17 protein-coding genes are annotated in these 18,944 nt (G+C 56.6%); 10 read left to right on the forward strand and 7 right to left on the reverse strand.

The genetic code is table 11. The features are described from left to right. The first annotated feature begins 231 nt into the window (after positions 1 to 231). From AC1RQB_RS14320 to AC1RQB_RS14335, 4 genes are all read left to right on the forward strand, one after another. Positions 232 to 1,167 (forward strand): LysR family transcriptional regulator, encoded by a 936-nt coding sequence (locus tag AC1RQB_RS14320; protein WP_063343353.1) that lies wholly within the window; start codon positions 232 to 234, stop codon positions 1,165 to 1,167. Between the two features lie 227 nt (positions 1,168 to 1,394). After that, complete coding sequence (locus AC1RQB_RS14325; protein ID WP_207267341.1) at positions 1,395 to 6,866, forward strand: trifunctional serine/threonine-protein kinase/ATP-binding protein/sensor histidine kinase; 5,472 nt, start codon at positions 1,395 to 1,397, stop codon at positions 6,864 to 6,866. A 156-nt stretch (positions 6,867 to 7,022) separates the two neighbouring features. After that, positions 7,023 to 7,631, forward strand: coding sequence for a lecithin retinol acyltransferase family protein (locus tag AC1RQB_RS14330; RefSeq protein ID WP_081235318.1), 609 nt, complete (start codon positions 7,023 to 7,025; stop codon positions 7,629 to 7,631). A gap of 107 nt (positions 7,632 to 7,738) precedes the next feature. Next, positions 7,739 to 8,389 (forward strand): response regulator transcription factor, encoded by a 651-nt coding sequence (locus AC1RQB_RS14335; RefSeq protein ID WP_063343354.1) that lies wholly within the window; start codon positions 7,739 to 7,741, stop codon positions 8,387 to 8,389. A 402-nt stretch (positions 8,390 to 8,791) separates the two neighbouring features. Here the strand turns inward: AC1RQB_RS14335 and AC1RQB_RS14340 are convergent, their stop codons facing one another. Together AC1RQB_RS14340 and AC1RQB_RS14345 are read right to left on the reverse strand one after the other, a co-directional pair. Continuing rightward, the gene (locus AC1RQB_RS14340; RefSeq protein WP_063343355.1) at positions 8,792 to 9,286 is read right to left on the reverse strand and encodes a GrpB family protein; all 495 of its coding nucleotides are present in this window, start codon (positions 9,284 to 9,286) and stop codon (positions 8,792 to 8,794) included. Positions 9,287 to 9,414: 128 nt separating this feature from the next. Beyond that, entirely contained in the window at positions 9,415 to 10,338 is a 924-nt protein-coding gene (locus AC1RQB_RS14345) for a LysR family transcriptional regulator (protein ID WP_063343356.1), read from the reverse strand. 137 nt (positions 10,339 to 10,475) lie between these two features. Here AC1RQB_RS14345 and AC1RQB_RS14350 point away from each other — a divergent pair, with 137 nt between their 5' ends. Next, positions 10,476 to 11,531, forward strand: coding sequence for a tartrate dehydrogenase (locus tag AC1RQB_RS14350; RefSeq protein WP_008076642.1), 1,056 nt, complete (start codon positions 10,476 to 10,478; stop codon positions 11,529 to 11,531). Positions 11,532 to 11,638: 107 nt separating this feature from the next. Next, positions 11,639 to 12,994, forward strand: coding sequence for a dicarboxylate/amino acid:cation symporter (locus tag AC1RQB_RS14355; RefSeq protein ID WP_008076641.1), 1,356 nt, complete (start codon positions 11,639 to 11,641; stop codon positions 12,992 to 12,994). 46 nt (positions 12,995 to 13,040) lie between these two features. On the opposite strand, the gene AC1RQB_RS14360 is transcribed toward AC1RQB_RS14355, so the two are convergent. After that, the gene (locus tag AC1RQB_RS14360) at positions 13,041 to 13,526 is read right to left on the reverse strand and encodes a cupin domain-containing protein (RefSeq protein WP_063343357.1); all 486 of its coding nucleotides are present in this window, start codon (positions 13,524 to 13,526) and stop codon (positions 13,041 to 13,043) included. 188 nt (positions 13,527 to 13,714) lie between these two features. Between AC1RQB_RS14360 and AC1RQB_RS14365 the strand changes: the two genes are divergently transcribed. Then, positions 13,715 to 14,113 (forward strand): DUF1801 domain-containing protein, encoded by a 399-nt coding sequence (locus tag AC1RQB_RS14365; protein ID WP_063343358.1) that lies wholly within the window; start codon positions 13,715 to 13,717, stop codon positions 14,111 to 14,113. A gap of 323 nt (positions 14,114 to 14,436) precedes the next feature. After that, positions 14,437 to 14,952, forward strand: coding sequence for a hypothetical protein (locus tag AC1RQB_RS14370; protein WP_081235319.1), 516 nt, complete (start codon positions 14,437 to 14,439; stop codon positions 14,950 to 14,952). A 457-nt stretch (positions 14,953 to 15,409) separates the two neighbouring features. On the opposite strand, the gene AC1RQB_RS14375 is transcribed toward AC1RQB_RS14370, so the two are convergent. Next, positions 15,410 to 16,057 carry a helix-turn-helix domain-containing protein gene (locus AC1RQB_RS14375; protein WP_007904465.1) on the reverse strand — a complete coding sequence of 216 codons (648 nt, stop codon included), beginning with the start codon at positions 16,055 to 16,057 and terminating at the stop codon, positions 15,410 to 15,412. Beyond that, positions 16,054 to 16,215: a hypothetical protein gene (locus AC1RQB_RS14380; RefSeq protein WP_008071985.1), complete on the reverse strand. Its 162-nt coding sequence runs from the start codon at positions 16,213 to 16,215 to the stop codon at positions 16,054 to 16,056. Before AC1RQB_RS14380 ends, AC1RQB_RS14375 begins: the two co-directional genes overlap by 4 nt. 232 nt (positions 16,216 to 16,447) lie before the next feature. Between AC1RQB_RS14380 and AC1RQB_RS14385 the strand changes: the two genes are divergently transcribed. After that, positions 16,448 to 16,663, forward strand: a complete 216-nt coding sequence (locus AC1RQB_RS14385) for a TOBE domain-containing protein (protein WP_007904463.1) — start codon at positions 16,448 to 16,450, stop codon at positions 16,661 to 16,663. A 112-nt stretch (positions 16,664 to 16,775) separates the two neighbouring features. Here AC1RQB_RS14385 and AC1RQB_RS14390 read toward each other — a convergent pair whose 3' ends face one another. Both AC1RQB_RS14390 and AC1RQB_RS14395 read right to left on the reverse strand, forming a co-directional pair. After that, positions 16,776 to 16,916 carry a hypothetical protein gene (locus AC1RQB_RS14390; RefSeq protein ID WP_157893831.1) on the reverse strand — a complete coding sequence of 47 codons (141 nt, stop codon included), beginning with the start codon at positions 16,914 to 16,916 and terminating at the stop codon, positions 16,776 to 16,778. 68 nt (positions 16,917 to 16,984) lie between these two features. Further along, the gene (locus tag AC1RQB_RS14395; RefSeq protein ID WP_063343360.1) at positions 16,985 to 17,845 is read right to left on the reverse strand and encodes a LysR substrate-binding domain-containing protein; all 861 of its coding nucleotides are present in this window, start codon (positions 17,843 to 17,845) and stop codon (positions 16,985 to 16,987) included. A gap of 252 nt (positions 17,846 to 18,097) precedes the next feature. Between AC1RQB_RS14395 and AC1RQB_RS14400 the strand changes: the two genes are divergently transcribed. Then, a complete protein-coding gene (locus AC1RQB_RS14400) occupies positions 18,098 to 18,940 on the forward strand; it encodes a transporter substrate-binding domain-containing protein (protein ID WP_063343361.1) in 843 nt (280 codons plus the stop codon). The last annotated feature ends 4 nt before the right edge of the window (positions 18,941 to 18,944 follow it).

The following is an 18,944-nucleotide window of genomic DNA, read 5'->3' on the forward strand; positions in this document are numbered from 1 at the left end:
ATACCAATGTATAATCTGCTAAGACCAAAGTGTGAGGGAACTTGGAAGTTCGATGAGATCACCCAAGTTGGTCTTGTACTACTGGGTCGCGATTGCGGGCATACCCACGTACAAGGCTGCGCAACCAAGGGATACATCGGTTGAACCTAGATACAAGTGACGGCTTGCTGTTGGGCTGCATAAGCTTGAACTCCCTTACTCATGCGGCCTTGTGCCCAGGCGGTGAACGTGATGAACAGAAATGATCTGCGGCGTGCCGACATCAATCTGTTGATTGTCTTCGAAACAGTGATGTGCGAGCGCAACGTTACCCGGGCCGCAGAGAAACTTTTCCTGTGCCAGGCCACTATCAGCAGCGCCCTCGGGCGACTGCGTTCGATGTTCAATGATCCGCTGTTCATCCGCACTGGCAGGGTGATGGAGCCGACTGCGCGCGCAGAAGAAATTCATGCGCGGCTGACGCCAGCATTGGATGGCATCGCTGTCGCCTTGAGTTGTGCCCAGGCGTTCGACCCACTCACCAGTGACGAGACCTTTCATATCGGACTCTCTGACGATGTCGAGTACGCGCTGCTTCCACGCTTGATCAAGCACCTGCGGGACGAGGCGCCAAACATCACGCTGGTGGTGCGCAGAGTGGACCATCGGCAACTACCCCAATTGCTGACCTCGGGAGAGATTTCCGTGGGTATCAGCTTCGCCCAGGAACTGCCGGCCAGTGCCCATTGCAAAAGCCTGCGAGCGATGCAGCCAATGCTATTGCGCGCCGATTCGGACCCTGGCGCCCTGGAGCTGGATGACTTTTGCAGACGGCCTCATGTGGTTGTCTCGTCGATGGGAAATGTCATCGACGATGCCGACCATGCCCTGAGTCTGGTCGGTCGGCAGCGCAGGGTAGTCCTGGCTGTTCCGCAGTTCAGTGCCTTGCCCGCTTTGCTCGCCGGCAGCGATATGATTGCGATCGTACCGGACTACGTCGCCCGGGCCATGGCGCGAATGGAAGGGATGCGCGCCGACTTTGCGCCGTTGGCGCTACCGGCGCCGGACTTGTCCATGGCCTGGCGCGGCGCAGCCCACAACGACCCTCGGGAACGCTGGTTGCGTTCGTGCTTCTGTCGCTATCTCGGTCAACATCAAGAGCAGCCCATGCCTCTGGCCGTAGCGTGACTTGAGGCTACGTTGTTCCGTGAAGCGTCCCCCCGTTAGCTTTATCACTGGCATTGATCTTTGTGCCGACGGTGGGCTGGGTCAAATCCAGGTTCTAATGGTGCTGGAAGCTGTTGTAGGCTATTGCGGCGGCATCGGCATGTGGCGGCGCGACACTGGATACAGCGTGACGGCAATGTGCGGCAGTCAAGAACCTACTTATTGTTCCCGCTCCGACGGATAACAGCATGCAGATACTATGGAACGATGGCGAGCGTACCTTCTGTCGAGAGTTACGCTCGGGTGTGGAAGGCAACCGCAATGTTCTGGTTGCACGACCTGCTGCTGAACAACCGCTTCCGGCTTGTCTTGGCCGTTTCGTCCACGAGTTTGGCCTGAAGGACGAACTGGATGGCTCTTGGGCTGTGCGTCCGCTTGAGATGGTGCGAGAAAGTGGGCAGATGTATCTGCTGCTGGAGGATACGGGTGGCACGCCGCTTGTGCAGCTGCTGGTTGCCCCCATGGAAACGCTAACTTTTCTGCGTCTTGCCATTAGCATCGCGCAGGCATTGGGAAAGCTCCACCAGCGCGGACTCGTCCATAAAGATATCAAGCCCTCTCATATTTTGGTGAACTGCTCCGACGGTCAGGCCCGGCTTACAGGGTTCGGCCTCGCTTCGTGGCTACCGCGTGAGCGACAGGCGCCTGAGACCATCGCCGGCACGCTCGCCTATATGGCACCTGAGCAGACCGGCAGGATGAATCGCTCGATCGATTTGCGCAGCGACCTCTATTCCTTCGGCGTCACGCTTTACCAGATGCTCACGGGCTCGCTGCCGTTTACGGCATCTGACCCGATAGAGTGGGTGCACTGCCATATCGCCAAACAACCGCAGCCACCGAGCGTGCGAGTCGAAACCGTCCCCGATGTGCTTTCCCGGATTGTCATGAAGCTGCTCGCCAAGACTGCTGAGGAGCGCTACCAGACGGCTGCGAGTGTTGAACACGATCTGCGGCAATGCCTGGCAGACTGGGAGTCCTTGCGCCACATCAATGCCTTTGCGTTGGGTGAGCAAGGGACATCCGATCGGCTGATGATTCCCGAGAAACTCTACGGGCGCGAGCATGAGGTGAGTACCTTGATCGCCGCGTTCGATCGGATCATCGCCAGCAGCGCGCCGGAACTGATGTTGGTCACCGGCTATTCCGGTATTGGCAAATCCTCTGTGGTCAATGAGCTGCACAAAGCGCTGGTCCCACCGCGAGGACTCTTCGCAGCTGGCAAGTTCGATCAATACCGGCGCGATATTCCCTATTCGACGCTGGTGCAGGCCTTTCAAAGCCTGGTGCGCACGCTGCTAGGCAAGAACGACACTGAGCTGGCGCAATGGCGTGACGCATTACAGAACGCACTGGATGCCAACGCGGGGCTCATGACCGAACTCATTCCCGAACTGAAGCTCATCATTGGTGAGCCGCCACCGGTGCAGACACTTGAGCCTCAACAGGCGCAACGCCGTTTCCTCCTGGTGTTCCGGCGCTTTATCGGTGTATTTGCCCGGGCGGAGCATCCGCTTGCCCTGTTCCTGGACGATCTGCAGTGGATCGACGCGGCAACGCTCGACCTGCTGGAGGATCTGTTGACCAGCTCGGATGTGCGGCATCTGATGCTGGTGGGTGCCTACCGCAGCAATGAGGTGAATGTCACGCACTCACTAACGGGCAAACTTCAGGCCATTCGGAACGCGGGGGGCAGGGTAGATGAAATCACGCTGGCGCCGCTCGCGAAGGGACACATTGAGCAGTTGATTGCGGATGCGCTTCACGACGAGCTTGCGCACATCGAGCCCCTGGCGCAGTTGGTGCTGGACAAAACCGCCGGCAACCCGTTCTTCGTGATCCAGTTTCTGCAAACGCTCGCTGACGAACAGCTGCTGACTTTCGATCATCAAGCAAGGCAGTGGTGCTGGAGTCCGGAGCGCATCCATGCCAAGGGCTACACAGACAACATCGTGGACCTGATGGTCGGCAAGCTGACCCGCTTGCCGGCTGAAACGCAACTGGCATTACAGCAGCTTGCCTGTCTGGGGAACGTTGCCGGGACCACGACGCTTTCGACCGTTCTGGGCATCCCCCAGGCACAGATCCGCACGGTATTGTGGGAAGCCGTACGCCAGGAGTTGGTTCAGCGGCTGGAAGGCGCTTATGGCTTTGTTCATGACCGTATTCATGAAGCGGCCTATTCACTGATCCCCAAGGGGGCTCGCGCCGAGGCTCATCTGCGAATAGGCCGGCTGCTCGCAGCGCAGACGCCCTTGCAAGGGCGGGAAGAGGCGATCTTTGACATCGTCGGCCAGCTCAACAGCGGCGCAGTGCTGCTCACCGATCAGGCCGAGCGGGAGCAATTGGCAGAGCTCAACCTGATAGCCGGCCAGCGCGCCAAGGCGTCAACGGCCTATGCTTCGGCGCTCAACTATCTCACCACGGGCGCGCGGCTGTTGGACGACAGCTGTTGGACGCGTCTCCATGGGTTGATGTTCGCGCTGGAGTTGAACCGGGCCGAATGCGAGTTGCTGACCGGGCAGTTATCGGTCGCGGACAAGCGCCTGGCGGCGCTGTCTGATCGTGCCACGACTACGATCGAACGAGCCAATGTCGTGTGCCTGCAAATGGATGTCTACCTGCTCATGGATCGCAGCGATGGCGCGGTCGCTGTCTGTCTCGACTATCTGCGGCATGTGGGCATCGAGTGGTCGGCCCATCCGAGCGACGATGAAGTGCGCCAGGAGTACGACCATATCTGGTCGTTACTGGGCGATCGGGAAATCGAGGAACTGATCGATTTGCCGCTGATGGAGGATGCGGGCTCCCTCATGACCGTCAGCGCTCTGAGCAAGCTCTTCCCGCCGGCCTTGCAGACGGATGCGAACCTGACGGACCTGTTGATCTGCAAGGCGATCAGCCTGAGCCTCGAAGGGGGCAACTGCGATGCCTCATGTGTGCATTACGCCAATGCATTCAGAGTCGCCGGACGGCGTTTCGGCGATTATCAGGCAGGATTCCGATTCGGCCAGCTCGGCTGCGAACTCGTTGAACAGCGAGGCCTGAAGCGATTCGAAGCCAGTACCTATCTTTGTTTCTCGAATTTTTCCGTGCGCTGGATGAAGCCTGTAGGGCAATGCCGCGACCTGCTGCACCGCTCATTTGCTGCGGCGAACCGGATCGGTGACTTGCCATATGGTGCTTATGCGGGCAATAGCCTCACCTCCGACGCTCTCTTCGCCGGCGAGCCATTGTCCGAGGTACAGGACGAAGCTGAACGTGGCCTGGCTTACGCCAGGAAAGTGCGGTTCGGGCTGGTTACCGATTTCATTGGCACACAACTGGCGCTGATCCGGATGCTCCGGGGTTCGACGCCAATATTCGGTTGTTTTGATGATGGACAGTTTGACGAGCCAGGCACCGAAGCCCACCTGTCCAGCAATCCGGACCTGGCATTGGCCGAGTGCTGGTACTGGGTTCGCAAATTACAGGCCTGCTACATGGCCGACGACCCCAAGGCGGCCATGCAAGCCGCCGCAAAGGCACAGCAGTTGCTATGGGCGTCATATTTGTTCTTCGAGGAAGCTGAGTTTTACTTCTATGACGCGCTGGCTCGTGCCCGATGGTGCGACAGTGTCCCGGTGGACGAGCGTGCGCAGCACTTGACCGCCATGGCGACGGATCACCGGCAACTCCAGATCTGGGCTGAACAGTGCCCAGAGAATTTCGCGAGCCGGGCCGCGCTGGTCGACGCCGAGATCGCCCGCGTCGAAGGACGCTTGATCGAGGCCGAGTTGCTTTACGAACAAGCCGTCCATTCGGCGCAGAAGAGCGGCTTTGTCCATATCGAAGCACTTGCCAACGAACTGGCGTCTCGCTTCTACGCCGCCCGTGGTCTTGGGAAAGTAGCCCGCGTTTACTTGCAAGACGCCCGCTACGGCTACCTGCGTTGGGGCGCTGATGGCAAGGTGCGGCAGCTTGAGGCGCGGTATCCGTTGCTGAGGACCGAAGAGCAAACGCTCGGCCCGACAACGACGATGGTCGCACCGGTCGAACACCTCGATCTGGCCACCGTGATAAAGGTCTCGCAGGCCGTGTCGGGAGAGATCGTCCTGGAAAAACTCATCGACATGATCATGCGCACAGCCATCGAACAGGCCGGTGCCGAACGAGGCGTGTTGATTCTGTCGGACACGGGTGAGCACCGCATAGCCGCGCAAGTGACCACTGGCAGCCATTCGATGCAGTTGCGCGATGAGCCGATGACTTCGGCGCTGCTGCCGGAGTCACTGCTCTACCATGTCCTGCGCACGGGTGAGAGTGTTTTTCTTGATGATGCCCTGACCGAGGCCCCATTTGCCGAAGACCCCTATATACGTCGGCACCACGTCCGATCGGTTCTCTGCCTGCCGTTGATGAACCAGGCCAAACTGACCGGTGCGCTCTACCTCGAAAACAATCTGACCGCCCGTGTGTTCAGCCCATCCCGGATTGCCGTGTTGAAACTGGTGGCCTCACAGGCTGCTATTTCGCTGGAAAATGCCCGTTTGTACCGCGAGGTTGCCGAGCGCGAAGGGAAGATTCGACGTCTGGTAGACGCCAACATCATCGGGATCCTCGTCTGGAACGCCGACGGTGACATCGTCGAGGCCAATGATGCGTTTCTTCGCATGCTGGGATACGAGCGAGAGGATCTTGTCTCGGGCTGTCTGCGCTGGAGAGATCTGACAACACCGGAATTCCGTGAAGTCAGCGAGCACTTTCTGGCACAAGCCGTGCGGACCGGCTATGCCCAACCCCACGAGAAGGAATATTTCAGAAAGGATGGTAGCCGCCTGCCGGTGATTGTCGGTTTGGCGATGTTCGAAGCCAGCAGCAAGGAAGGGGTCGCTTTCGTGCTGGATCTGACCGAGCGCAAACAGGCGGAAGAAAAAATCCGCGAAAGCGAACGACGCTATCGCGAGGTGCAAACGGAATTGGCCCACGCGAACCGTGTCGCGGCCATGGGGCAGCTTGTCGCCTCGATTGCTCATGAAGTCAATCAGCCGATTGCAGCGGCCATCCTCAATGCCAACGCCGCGCTGCGCTGGCTGAACAGCCAGCCACCGGAGATCGATGAGGTCCACAAAGTACTTGGCAGCCTGATCATGGATGCCAATCGGGCAGCCGATGTATTGGGTCGAATTCGTCGGCATATCCGCAAGGCGCCACCGCAAAAGGGGGCGGTGGACATCAACGCGGCGATTCGCGAGATGATCGAGTTCACCCGTGGCCAGATCATGAAAAGTGGGACCTTGATTCGGACTCAACTCAAAGACGGTTTGCCATTTATCGAAGGCGACCGTGTTGAACTGCAACAGGTGCTGCTCAACTTGATCATGAATGCGCTCGAGGCCATGAATGGTGTGAGCGAGGGTGAACGCCAATTGCACATCAGCGCTCTGTTAAATGACGCCGGTTGTGTGCTCGTCAGCGTGAGCGATTCGGGGCCAGGGTTTGCCTCGGAAAACACCGAGCAGATTTTTGCTTCTTTCTACACCACCAAGCCCACCGGATTGGGGATGGGGTTATCAATCTGCCGCTCGATCATCGAGGCACATGGCGGCCACTTGTGGGCAAGCGTCAACCGACCCCGCGGTGCTACCGTCCAATTCACCCTTCCTGTCGAGCATGGTTGAATCGACTGCACTCTGGTCGCCTGCAACCAAGTGTTCTGTTTAATACTTAGGTTTAGGGGAGGTATATTAATGGTCGCTTAAATTAATCCTGTGTACAAATGAAGCTTCGCAGTCCTGGCGATATATTACATATCAAGGGTCTGTGGAGAATGTGTCGTGAATACTCTGGCTATTAAGTTGATAAGTGGATCTGCATCGCTTCGGTCAGCAATCGTTTTCTGTCTGACGATAATGGCAATAGACCTCGCTGGTTATTTGAAAGCGCTGATGCTCGAAAGTTGTCTGTTTGTCGAGCGCTGCAATGGTAGTCAGTCGCCAAGAAGATCTTTTATGTTTCCATTGGGGTTAGTGCATGTCGAAAAGGATGTGGGTGATTTGCCAATAGGTTCGCACTTGGTTAGTCCGCGCAAATTTTATGCGCATCATGGTATATACCTTGGGCGTGGAGACATAGCTCATTACTCTGGATTTAGTAGTTCACTCAAGCCAGGTCCCATCGAAGTGACTGACCTTGAAAGCTTTGCAAACGGCAAGCCAGTCTGGTTGGTACGGGAGTCGTGTGAATATTCAAGCGATGAAATTGTCAGCCGTGCGCGTTCTAGAATAGGTGAAAGTCAATACAGGATTCTGTCCAATAACTGCGAGCATTTTTGCAACTGGTGCATTAGTGGGAAAAATTGTAGTGTCCAGGTCAGGGCGTTTCTCCATTGCCCACGTTATCTGCTTTCTTTTATTTCAGCGTTGGAACTGTATTTTATTGCATGATTTTTCCCAGTATTTTCGGGTAGTTATAACCATGTTTGTGTACGCGCTTACGCAACGTAAAGTGTTGTGCTAGAATTTTTCCCTCAACCAACCAAAGAGGGCTTTGCATGAACGGAAATCCACCATCCAATGAGCAAGGCAGTAAAGGTTCTATGGTGTTCGTGGTGGATGACGACGCTTCCATGCGCAATGCATTAAGCAATCTTTTACGCTCTGCCGGTATACAAGTCGAGACGTTCGCATCCACTGCGGAGTTTCTTCAACAGCCAAAAACAGAGGGTGCAAGCTGTTTGATCCTTGATGTACGACTTCAAGGTAACAGTGGTCTTGAGTTCCAAAGCCAGTTAGCTAAGTCCAATGCCAGTATTCCGATTGTTTTCATCACCGGGCATGGGGACATCGAAATGTCTGTCAAGGCGATGAAAGCCGGCGCGGTGGATTTTTTGGCAAAACCGTTCCGTGAACAGGACCTTCTGGATGCGGTGTCTGCCGCACTGCAGGCCGATGTCAAACGCCGGCAATTTGAGCAGCAGTTTTCAGATCTGCATGCCCACTATCAGACGCTGACAGCTCGTGAGAAAGAGGTAATGGCCCTTGCAGTCAAAGGTCTGATGAATAAACAGATTGCAGGGCAGATGAATCTGAGCGAGATCACCGTGAAAATTCACCGCGGGCATGCAATGAAAAAAATGCACGCAAAGTCGTTTGCTGATTTGGTTCGGATGGCAGAGTCATTAGGGGAGCGTCTTGATCGTTGATCAGAACAACAGGTTTGAATCGTTCCTGATTTCCTGGACGCACCATGCAGGTGTCTTCGAACCGGCTGCGTAACCTCTACCGCGAATCCATATGCGTTTTTACACAGGCTGGGCCGAAAGCAGCTTATCGCGAGGGCCGCTATCGGTGTCGCACCCGGCTGCACCTCTGCGAGCGGATGTCGAGACTGACCCCATAAGCTCCTCGATAAACGCAATACTGTTCACTTAAGCGAGTTAGCGAGACGCTTCAGTCATGCTGACCTTTGTGGCGAGCGAGCTTGCTCGCGTTGGGCTGCGTAGCGGCCCCAAAATTCTGATAACAATCGCCGATTTTGTGAGTGCTACGCACTCAAGCGGGAGCAAGCTCCCTCGCCACAGGTTTCTCATTGACTCAAGACGTTCTTAAGTGAACAGCATTGCGTCGATAAACGGTGCTTTCTGTGCCAGGTATTCACCTATGCCGCCGGTGTTGCTTGCTTCCAGTTCAAGTTTTAAGTCTTGATACTGCTGGCGAATCACAGGGGCGTCCCTGAGCAAGTCACGAAAACGGAGCATTCTTTCGATTTGACCGTGGCCGGTGATACAAACGTGGGCCTTATGTGTTCGCACACCATCGACATCGCGGCGATAAAAATGGTGTCCCGCGGACAGATCGCTTCCCCGTGCGTAGCCTAGTTCGCGCATGACATTGTCTCGGGAGGATTCGTTTCGATGCTCCGCAACCTCGACCAGGAGGTCGATCTCTGGCTTGGCTGCGAGCCCGGGAACGGCGGTACTTCCGACATGATGGATGGCAACAAGCTCAGTGCCAAACGCCTTCGCGATCTGCTCTTGGGCACTGACGAAGAGCGCGGGCCATCTACTGTCGTAGGGGGAAATCTTGCTGGTTAATGCCATGTGCTTCTTCCTTGTATCCGCGGGTTTGGCAATGGCGATTCCAGGATTGTGCGTGCTCTACACGCCGCCAGGCAGTATCCATGAGAGGGCGGGATGTTAGCGTCTCCAAAGAACCCAGCCAACACTATTCAGTCGAGCGAAGATTCCGGTTCGTCCAGATGATCGATGTGCTTGAAGCGCTCGACCAGGAAATCGATCAGGCTGCGCACTCGCGCCGACAGGTGCAACTGTTGCGGGTAAACGGCATAGACATCGGCGCGGGTCGGTGTCTGATCCTCCAGTACCAGGCGCAGGCGCCCACTGCGCACGTAACGGGCGATGTCCCATTCGGCTCGAAGCAGAATCCCGTAACCTTCCAGCGCCCAATTCAGGGCCACTTCACCGTCGTTACAGCCTAAGGCGCCGCGCACTTTGATGTTTTGCGTGCGCCCGCCGTTGGTGAAGCTCCACACGCCGTAGGGCGTTTCGTTTTGTCTCAGGAAGATGCAGTTGTGTTGTTGTAAATCCGCCAAACGTTGCGGCACGCCATGCTTTTCCAGGTACAGCGGCGAGGCGCATAGCAGGCGGCGATTGGATGCGATCTTGCGTGCATGGAAGGCCGCGTCCGGCAGGGTGCCGAAACGAATGCCCAGGTCAAACCCGTGAGTCGCCAGGTCGAGCGGGTGATCGCTGATTTCCAGCTGTATTTCCACCTCCGGGTACTGCGCGAAGAATGCGCCCAATGCGGGGCCGATGTAGCGCCGACCGAAGCCCAGCGACGCGTTGACGCGAATCAGGCCTTTAGGGGTTGCCCGGCTGCTGCTGAGCAACTGCTCGACCTCATCGATCTGCGTCAGGATGCGGGCGGCATGGGAAAAATACAGTTCACCTTCCGAAGTCAGGCTCATTGAGCGCGTGGTGCGGTTGACCAGGCGGATGCCTAGTCGTGCTTCCAGCGCGGTCAGGCGTTTGCTCACCGCTGGCGGTGTCACGCCCAGCTCTCGAGCCGTCGCCGCCAGGCTGCCCTTGTTGGCCAGCAGGTAGAAAAAAGACAAATCCAGTGTCTGGCTCATTGATAACTCAAATTCATCTATGTAGTTATTTGGAGTAACTCACGCTCATTTGCTCACTACATATACTCCGCTCACACCCTGATTGAACACCCCCGTTCGACAGGCACAACAAGAACGTGACGAGAGTGGAGTTAACGATGAGTGCATACAAAATTGCTGCAGTTCCCGGTGATGGTATCGGTGTTGAAGTGATCGCCGCAGGCGTCGAGGTACTGCAAGCCCTGTCGAAAAAATCCGGTTTTGACCTGACGTTCAAACACTACGACTGGAACTCCGATAACTACCTGAAAAATGGTTACTACATTCCTGAAGGTGGCCTGGAAGAACTGAAAACCTTCGATGCCATTTTCTTCGGTGCTGTCGGTGCGCTCAACGTACCGGATCACATCTCCTTGTGGGGCCTGCGTCTGCCGATCTGCCAAGGCTTCGACCAGTACGCCAATGTGCGTCCGGCTCGCGTATTGCCAGGGGTAAAAAGCCCGCTGCTCAATGGTGATCAAATCGATTGGGTCGTGGTGCGTGAAAACTCCGAGGGCGAGTACTCCGGCAACGGCGGTCGTGTTCACCGGGGCCTGCCTGAAGAGGTCGCCACGGAAGTGTCTGTGTTCACTCGTGCCGGGGTCGAGCGTATTCACCGTTTCGCCTTCGAACTGGCCCGGAGCCGTCCTCGCAAGCACCTGACCATGGTCACCAAATCCAACGCTCAGCGTCACGGCATGGTGTTGTGGGACGAGATTTTCTACGAGGTCGCCAAGGATTTTCCGGATGTGAAGATCGACAAGGAACTGGTCGACGCCGTGACCACGCGCATGGTGCTTAAACCGTCGACGCTGGACGTGATCGTCGCCACTAACCTGCACGCCGACATCCTGTCCGATCTGGCTGCCGCGTTGTCCGGCAGCCTGGGTATCGCGCCGACCGCCAACCTGAACCCTTCGCGTAAATTTCCCTCGATGTTCGAACCCATCCACGGCTCGGCCTTCGACATCACCGGCAAGGGTGTTGCCAACCCGATCGCGACGTTTTGGACAGCGGCGATGATGCTCGAACACCTGGGCGAGACAACCGCGGCCAAGCAGCTGATGTCGGCTATCGAAGCCGTGACCGAAAGCGGTCTGCATACCCCGGATCTCGGCGGTAACGCCACCACCCGACAGATCACCGATGCCGTCATCGCCTTGATCAACCGCTGAAATTTTCCAGCGATTCAAAGTAGTACTGCGGCACAACGCCAAGGGGCGGCTCACTGAGTCCGACCCCTTGGCATCTCCTGACAACAATAAAAAATCAGGGCCCTGTCATGAAAAGAATATTTGGCAAACTCTACGTACAAGTGCTCATCGCAGTCATCCTCGGCGCCATTGTCGGGGTGTTCGTTCCCGAAACCGGAACAGCGCTCAAACCCTTGGGCGACGCGTTCATCAAATTGATCAAAATGCTCCTTGCCCCGGTGATCTTCCTCACGGTGGTGACGGGCATTGCACGTATGGAGAACATGAAAGAGCTGGGGCGTGTTGGTTTTCGTGCGCTGATCTATTTCGAAGTGGTTTCCACGCTGGCGCTGGTCGTCGGCCTGGTCGTGGTCGATGTGTTCAAGCCCGGTGCGGGCATGAACATTGACGTCGCCTCGCTGGATACGTCCAGCCTGGCCACCTACACCACGGCGGTGAAGCATGCGTCGTTCATGGACTTTGTGATGAACATCATCCCCGACACCATCGTGGATGCCTTTGCCAAGGGCAACGTTCTGCAAATCTTGCTGTTCTCCATTCTGCTCGGTGTTGCCCTGGCGCATGTCGGACCACGCGCCAAGGTGTTCGTCGACACGCTGGATAGTCTGATGCAAGGGATGTTTCGCATCGTCAACATGGTGATGCGCCTGGCCCCCATCGGCGCCTTCGGGGCGATTGCCTTCACCATCGGCAAGTATGGCTTCGGCTCGCTGTTCTCCTTGGGCAAACTGATGGCTTGCGTCTACCTGACCTGCGCAGTGTTTGTGATCTTCGTACTCGGGCCGATTTGCCGCTACAGCGGTTTCAGCCTGTGGAAGTTTCTGAAATTCATCAAGGAAGAACTGTTCACCGTACTGGGCACCAGCTCTTCGGAATCGGTGCTGCCGCAAATGATTTCCAAGATGGAAAAGGCCGGTGTTTCCAAACCCGTTGCCGGGATGATCATTCCCTCGGGCTTGACCTTTAACCCGGATGGCCAGGCGATCTACTACACCATCGCTGCCATCTTCATCGCGCAGGCCACGAACACGCCGCTGACCCTGACGGATCAGTTGATCGTTCTGGCGGTGCTGATGTTCACCTCCAAAGGCTCGGCGGGGGTGACCGGTTCGGGGTTCATCATTCTGGCGGCGACGTTATCGTCCCTCGGCACCATTCCGGTGGCGGGCATGGTACTGCTCTTGGGCGTCGACCGGTTCATGTCGGAAGCACGTGCGATCACCAACACCATCGGCAACGGTGTCGGGACCATGGCCATTGCCAAATGGGTGGGGGCGCTGGATACCGTCAAGATGCACAAAGCGCTTAACGGGGAGGCCGCGGAGCAGAAGCCCGAAACGGTTCAAGCGGACATTGTTGCTGTGCCTTCAGCGATGCCAGCCAAAAGCCTGTTGCCGGACTTCAAAAGCGTCTCGCAGGGGTGATAGTGCGGCGGCCAGGCATGATTGATTCATTGTGCCTGGCTATCGCTCACTGCATTTTTTTGTTCCTGGGATCGTCCGCCGGGTTGAGGTAAGTGATCCCCCAGGGCCCTGTGCCGTGGAGTTGAAGCACGGTTTCCTGTTCTCGACTGGCGCCGTACATCGACATGCCCACAGGAATGATCAGGGTGTCACCCGGATGATAGGCCTTGGCCCGTGCCGGATCGAATGTGTCTCCGGTGGCGAAGTAGAAGGTGCCCGAAATAACGGTTACGCGTTCGGTCACGGGATGGGTATGCACGCCGATTTTTGTATTGGCCGGCAGCTTCAAGCGCAGGGTGAAGGGCTCGGCGGCTTTCAGGTCACCTTCAATCACAGCAATCATTGCGCCGGGGCCCACTGCCGGCGCAGGTTTCCAGTTGAGTCCGGATGAGGTGGCGGCAATAAAACCCGCTTCCTCGGCCAGGGCGGTCAATGTCAGAAAGGCAGGGCTGAGCAGGGCCAACAAAACAGCGGCCGCTTTGTGGGCAGTCATCATGGTTTCCTCGTGTCTGGTGGGCTCAACGCACAGGAGCAGAGCCTGTGCAATCAAGTCATATACGTTGACGGTAGCCGAATGCCGGAGTGCGGATATACCCATTGTGAACCGGTGCTATAACGCATAAGCATGAATTTATGCTGGCTCGGTCCTACCGGCGCCCACCCTGAGGAGTGACAACCATCATGAAGAAGATCGACCCAAAAGACGGCGAGGAGGGAGGCTCTGTCTCTGCACTGATAGAAGCAAAAATCAAGGCGCTGACTGACTGGCGGGGTGAGACCCTCGCTCGGGTTCGAACGCTGATCAAGCAGGCCGACCCTGAAGTGGTCGAGGAGTTGAAATGGAGAGGGGTTCCGGTGTGGTCGCACGCCGGCATCATCTGTACCGGTGAGACATACAAGAATGTCGTAAAGATGACCTTCGCCAAGGGTGCTTCGTTGGAGGACCCTTCAGGTCTGTTCAACGCCAGCCTCGAGGGCAACACCCGACGTGCCATTGATATTCATGAAGGCGAAAGGGTTGATGAAGAGGCGTTGAAGGCGCTGATTCGCGCCGCGGTGGCGCTCAATACGTCGACGTAAATTGTTCTATACGGCTAACTGATCGACTCCAGAGTTCTCGGATAAAAAAATCGGCACTGTTTAGATCGATTATTTCTTTCGGTTCTTTATATAGCTCTGGGGCGAATATCCGTAACTGATAAAACCACGTCTTCGTTTTGATTCTGTATGCGATGAAGACGCTGTCGCTGCTATAACAGACGGTGCCGTACCGCCCGCGACACTAAAGCGGTTTCAACATCAAATCCTGCTGCTCGGCCATCATCTTGTCGTCCCTTCGCCAGTCCTTAGAATCCGCCTCCATCAGCTTCGTCCAACTATCGAATCGCTTAGGGAGTTACACCATGATGAACGCCATGCAGATGCCAATGCCGATGATGAACGCCAACATGTCGATGATGCCAATGATGGGCATGCCGATGATGATGGCGACCATGAGCTGCGAAATGATGGACGACGGCATGATGTGCAAAATGATGCCGGCCGCTGGCATGGACATGGCCATGTTCAAGAACAGCGCTGAAATGATGCAGATGATGATGATGAACTGCGGCATGCCGATGATGATGCACTGCGCCAACATGAGCATGATGTGCATGTCCCAGGCGAGCATGGCCATGCCGACGATGAACATGATGATGCCAATGCCGATGATGGGCATGCCGATGCCGTCGATGAAGTGCGTGATGGAGTGCACCATGATGGCCGACTGCATGATGTGCAAAATCATGCCGATGGCCGGCATGAACATGGACATGATGAAAAGCTGCTGCGACTTGATGATGAAAATGATGAACGATTGCAGCATGCCGATGATGATGAGCTGCAATGGCATGCCGCTGATGTGCTGCACCTGCTGATACCTGACAACACAAAAAAGCCCCCGCGACCTAACGGTTACGGGGGCTTTTTCATTCCGGCAGGCACCACATTCCCCCGTAGGAGCGAGGCTTGCCCGCGAAGGCGGCGTGTCAGCCAATATCAATGTTGGATGTGCTGGCCTCTTCGCGAGCAAGCCCGCTCCCACAGGATTTGTGACGTACAAAAATTTTGTTAATGACCGCTTCCCCTGTGGGAGCGAGGCTTGCCCGCGAAGGCGGCGTGTCAGCCAACATCAATGTTGGATGTGCTGGCCTCATCGCGGGCAAGCCCGCTCCCACAGGATTTGTGTCGTACAAAAATTTTGTTAATGGCCGCTTCCCCTGTGGGAGCGGGCTTGCCCGCGATAGCGGTGTGTCAGGCTCGTGGGTGTTGAATATGTCACCGTCATCGTGAGCAAGCCCGCTCCCACCGGGGATCTGCGGTGCTTTCAGGTGTTTAATCCAGGCGTTCCGGATATGTCACCACCAGATAAGCCACGGCCTCACTGTCGGCGGGATTGCGGTAGCGGTGGGGCTGGTCGGCGTAGAACAGGATCGAGTCGCCGGTAGACAGCAGGTAACGTTCATCGTTGACGCTGATTTCCAGCACACCCTGCGACACCACCAGGTTCTCCTGGACACCGGGGCCATGCCCCTCGCTGTGGTCTTCGCCCAAAGGGCTCAGGCGCAGTTCGTAAAACTCCGATTGGCGTGCCACGTCGAACGGGAACAGGGCGCGGCTGACGAAGGCTCCGCTGGCGCTGACCAAGCGTTTGCTCTCACGCGCCGACAGCACGGCCACACCTTCGAAGGCCCGATGCTCCAGAAAGGCGGCCACCGAGACCTTCAGGCCTTTGGCAATTTTGCACAGCACTTTGATGGACGGCACGCTGCGTCCGGACTCGATCTGCGCCAGCATTGCCCGACTCACACCGCATTGTCGGGCCAGCGCGTCGAGGGACAAGTGACGCTTGCCCCGCAGCCGTTGCAGGTTCTGTGCGACTCGCTCGCAGATCGGGTCTTCTTCCAGCGGCTCCAGATTATTCAAGTCCGTCACGGGTTCGTCTGCGCTCGCCAGAAATCGCGAGGGTTGCTGCGCGTTCATGCGTGACGGGTCTCGGTCGAATGGGTGGCCTGGACCCATTGATAGGCCTGTAGACCGGCGTTACGTGCATACATTTCCCACATGGCCCGTGCCCGTTGCTGAGCCTGTTTGCGTTTGCGGTAACTGGCGAAGTCGATGAGGTTGTCAGTCGGATTCATAGGGCACTTCACTGTGGTGATGAATGACGGGATGAGCTGAGAGTACGTGGATATTTTTATAACGATAAATACTGATTTTGTATTTATTAATTCGTTTTTGTTATTTGAATTAATATTCCATTAAGGAATAAACAGATAATTATATATTCCTTTTGTTGTTGGTTCAGGTAATGCACTTTGAGGGTCTGCACATCCATGCGGATGCGCCCGACATCAGACAGGAAGCCTCATCATGACCATCAAAGCGATCAACGTCCGCAACCAGTTCAAGGGTGTCATCAAGGAAATACTAGAGGGCGAAGTGGTGTCTGAAATCGACGTGCAAACTGCTTCCGGGATCGTCACCTCGGTGATTACCACCCGGTCGGTGCGCGACCTTGAATTGAAAGTGGGGAGCGAGGTGATTGCCTTCGTCAAATCCACCGAGGTGTCGATCGCCAAGCTCTGAAATAGCCAATTTGACATTGAGGATCTGCGGCCTCGGCTAATACCAGTCAGTTAAGCGCAACCCATGTGGGAGCGGCGGTGCGACGATTCGACTTGCTCGCGAAGGCGTCGGTTCAGCCAACATCAATGTTGAATGACACACCGCTTTCGCGAGCAAGCCCGCTCCCACAGGTTTCGTTCCTTGACTGACAGGCATTGGCAGCCTCGGCCGCTTTTTTGTCGGTGCTCACTTTCCATAACGTTGAGGTTTTCATGGCGACTCCTTTCAAGCGCACCGCATCTTCTTTGAAGAAGCACACAGCAGCGAGGGAAGCTGAGTGGGTCAGAGCCCCCGGCTGCTTCTGATCAACTCATAGGCCCGACGCACCAGCGGGTTCACGGTGTTGGGCCGAATCCATAAGTGGTAGGTCACGTCCGGCAGCCGTGGCAGGCCATCGGTCTCGCCGAGTACGCGCATGTCCGGGCCGAGCATTTCCATGCTTCTGGGCGTGACGCCCAACCCTGCACGCGTCGCGGCTTTGATGCCAATCAGGTTCGACGCCAGGTACGCCTGGCGCCAGGGAATGTTCGCGCGTTCCAGGGCTTCCAGCGCATAGCGGCGATAGATGCTTGGCTCATCCACCAGGATCAGCGGCAAGGGCTCGCCGGGCGTATGGATGTACTGCGCCGAGCAGATCCACCATACCGGCGAGGTGCGCAAGGCAAAGCCTTCGAGCGTCGGGTCTTCGCGAGTGGAAATCACCATGTCGACCTTGCCCCGATGCAGATCATCCATCAAAAACGGGCTGCGGCCGACATCGATCTCCAGGCGCAAGCGTGGTGCCGAGCGGGCGATGTGGCTGAGGATCGGCGGCAGGATGGTATCGGCAATGTCATGGGGCGAGCCGATGCGCAATACACCGCTCAAGTTGCTTTCGCGCAGCGAGTTCAATGCATCGTCGTTGAGCGAAAGCATCTGCCGTGCATGGCGCAGCAACTGCAAACCGGGTTCGGTGAGTTGCTTCTGTCGCCCGCGCTTCTCGAACAGGCTCACCCCGACTTTTTGTTCCAGGCGTTGCATGTGCTGGGTGACCGACGATTGCGTGCGGGCCAGTTGTGCGCCGGCCTCGGCAAAACTGTGGTGATCGACCACGGCAATGAAGGTGCGCAGTAATTCGAGATCGAGGGTAGATGAGGTCGACATGGCCATTCCCGAGGCTGTTTTTATATCAAGGCTGCAAACATAAACATTACAGTTGTTTATGTATTTTTGGCGATATTTTATTGTGCAAGCCACAAATGCCAGTAATTGCTGGGGTTTCGAAGATTGTCGTTTAGCGGCAACACGTCAAGTTATAACGATATTAGATATTTGAATTTCCGTTACACCAACGCTGTACCTAGGATGCCCTCACATCAGGTCGGGGGACGCCGATCATTCCATGAGGGGAAATCCATGTTGCTTGAGCGCTCACCTGTAAAACGATTGTTGCCTGCCATGCTGGGCGCCTTGATCTCATTGGCCGCCAGTGCCAGTGCTCAGGCTGATGCAACGCTGGACAAGATCCAGCAACGCCATGTGCTGACAGTGGGGGTTGTACTGTCCGGCGGCCCCTTTGGCAGTATCGATCCGGGTACCCAGAAACCACGGGGTTTGAACGTCGACCTCGCTCAGGAGCTGGGCCGGCAATTGGGCGCCGAGGTGCAACTGGTACCGGTATTGCCCGCCAACCGCGTGCAGTTTTTGCAGCAGGGCAAAGTTGATCTGCTGATCGCCAACATGGAATGGACGGCCGAACGCGGCGAGATTCTCGGTTTTGTGCCGACGCCGTTCTACCGCGTCGGCGGTTCCGCGGCGCTGCTCAAGGACAGCAAAATCACCCGTTGGGAAGACCTCAAAGGCCAGCCCGTCTGCACCTCCCAAGGCAGCAGCTACATCAAGCCGCTCACCGAATTGGGCGTTGAGATCAAAGCCTTCAAGAGCTCATCGGAATCCTTGCTCGCGCTGCGTGGCAACAACTGCGTCGCGGCGGTGCATGACGCCACGCTGATCAACCCGTTGATCACCGACAACGCCGAATGGCAGGGCTATCGCGCGCTCAGCCCGGAACTCAACCCGGCCCCTTCAGTGATCTGGACCCGACCAGGCGAAAGCGATACCCAGGCTCGACTCGACCCGATCGTCAAGGAGCTGCATCGCAGCGGTTGGCTGATCGAAGCCCAGACCCGCAATCGCATCACCCCCGCGTCACCGGCCTTGGTGGATTTACAGAAACAGTTCCAGGCCAACGGTGCCTGAGCGG

The sequence above is a fragment of the Pseudomonas sp. GW822-FHT02E03 genome, from assembly GCF_058802325.1.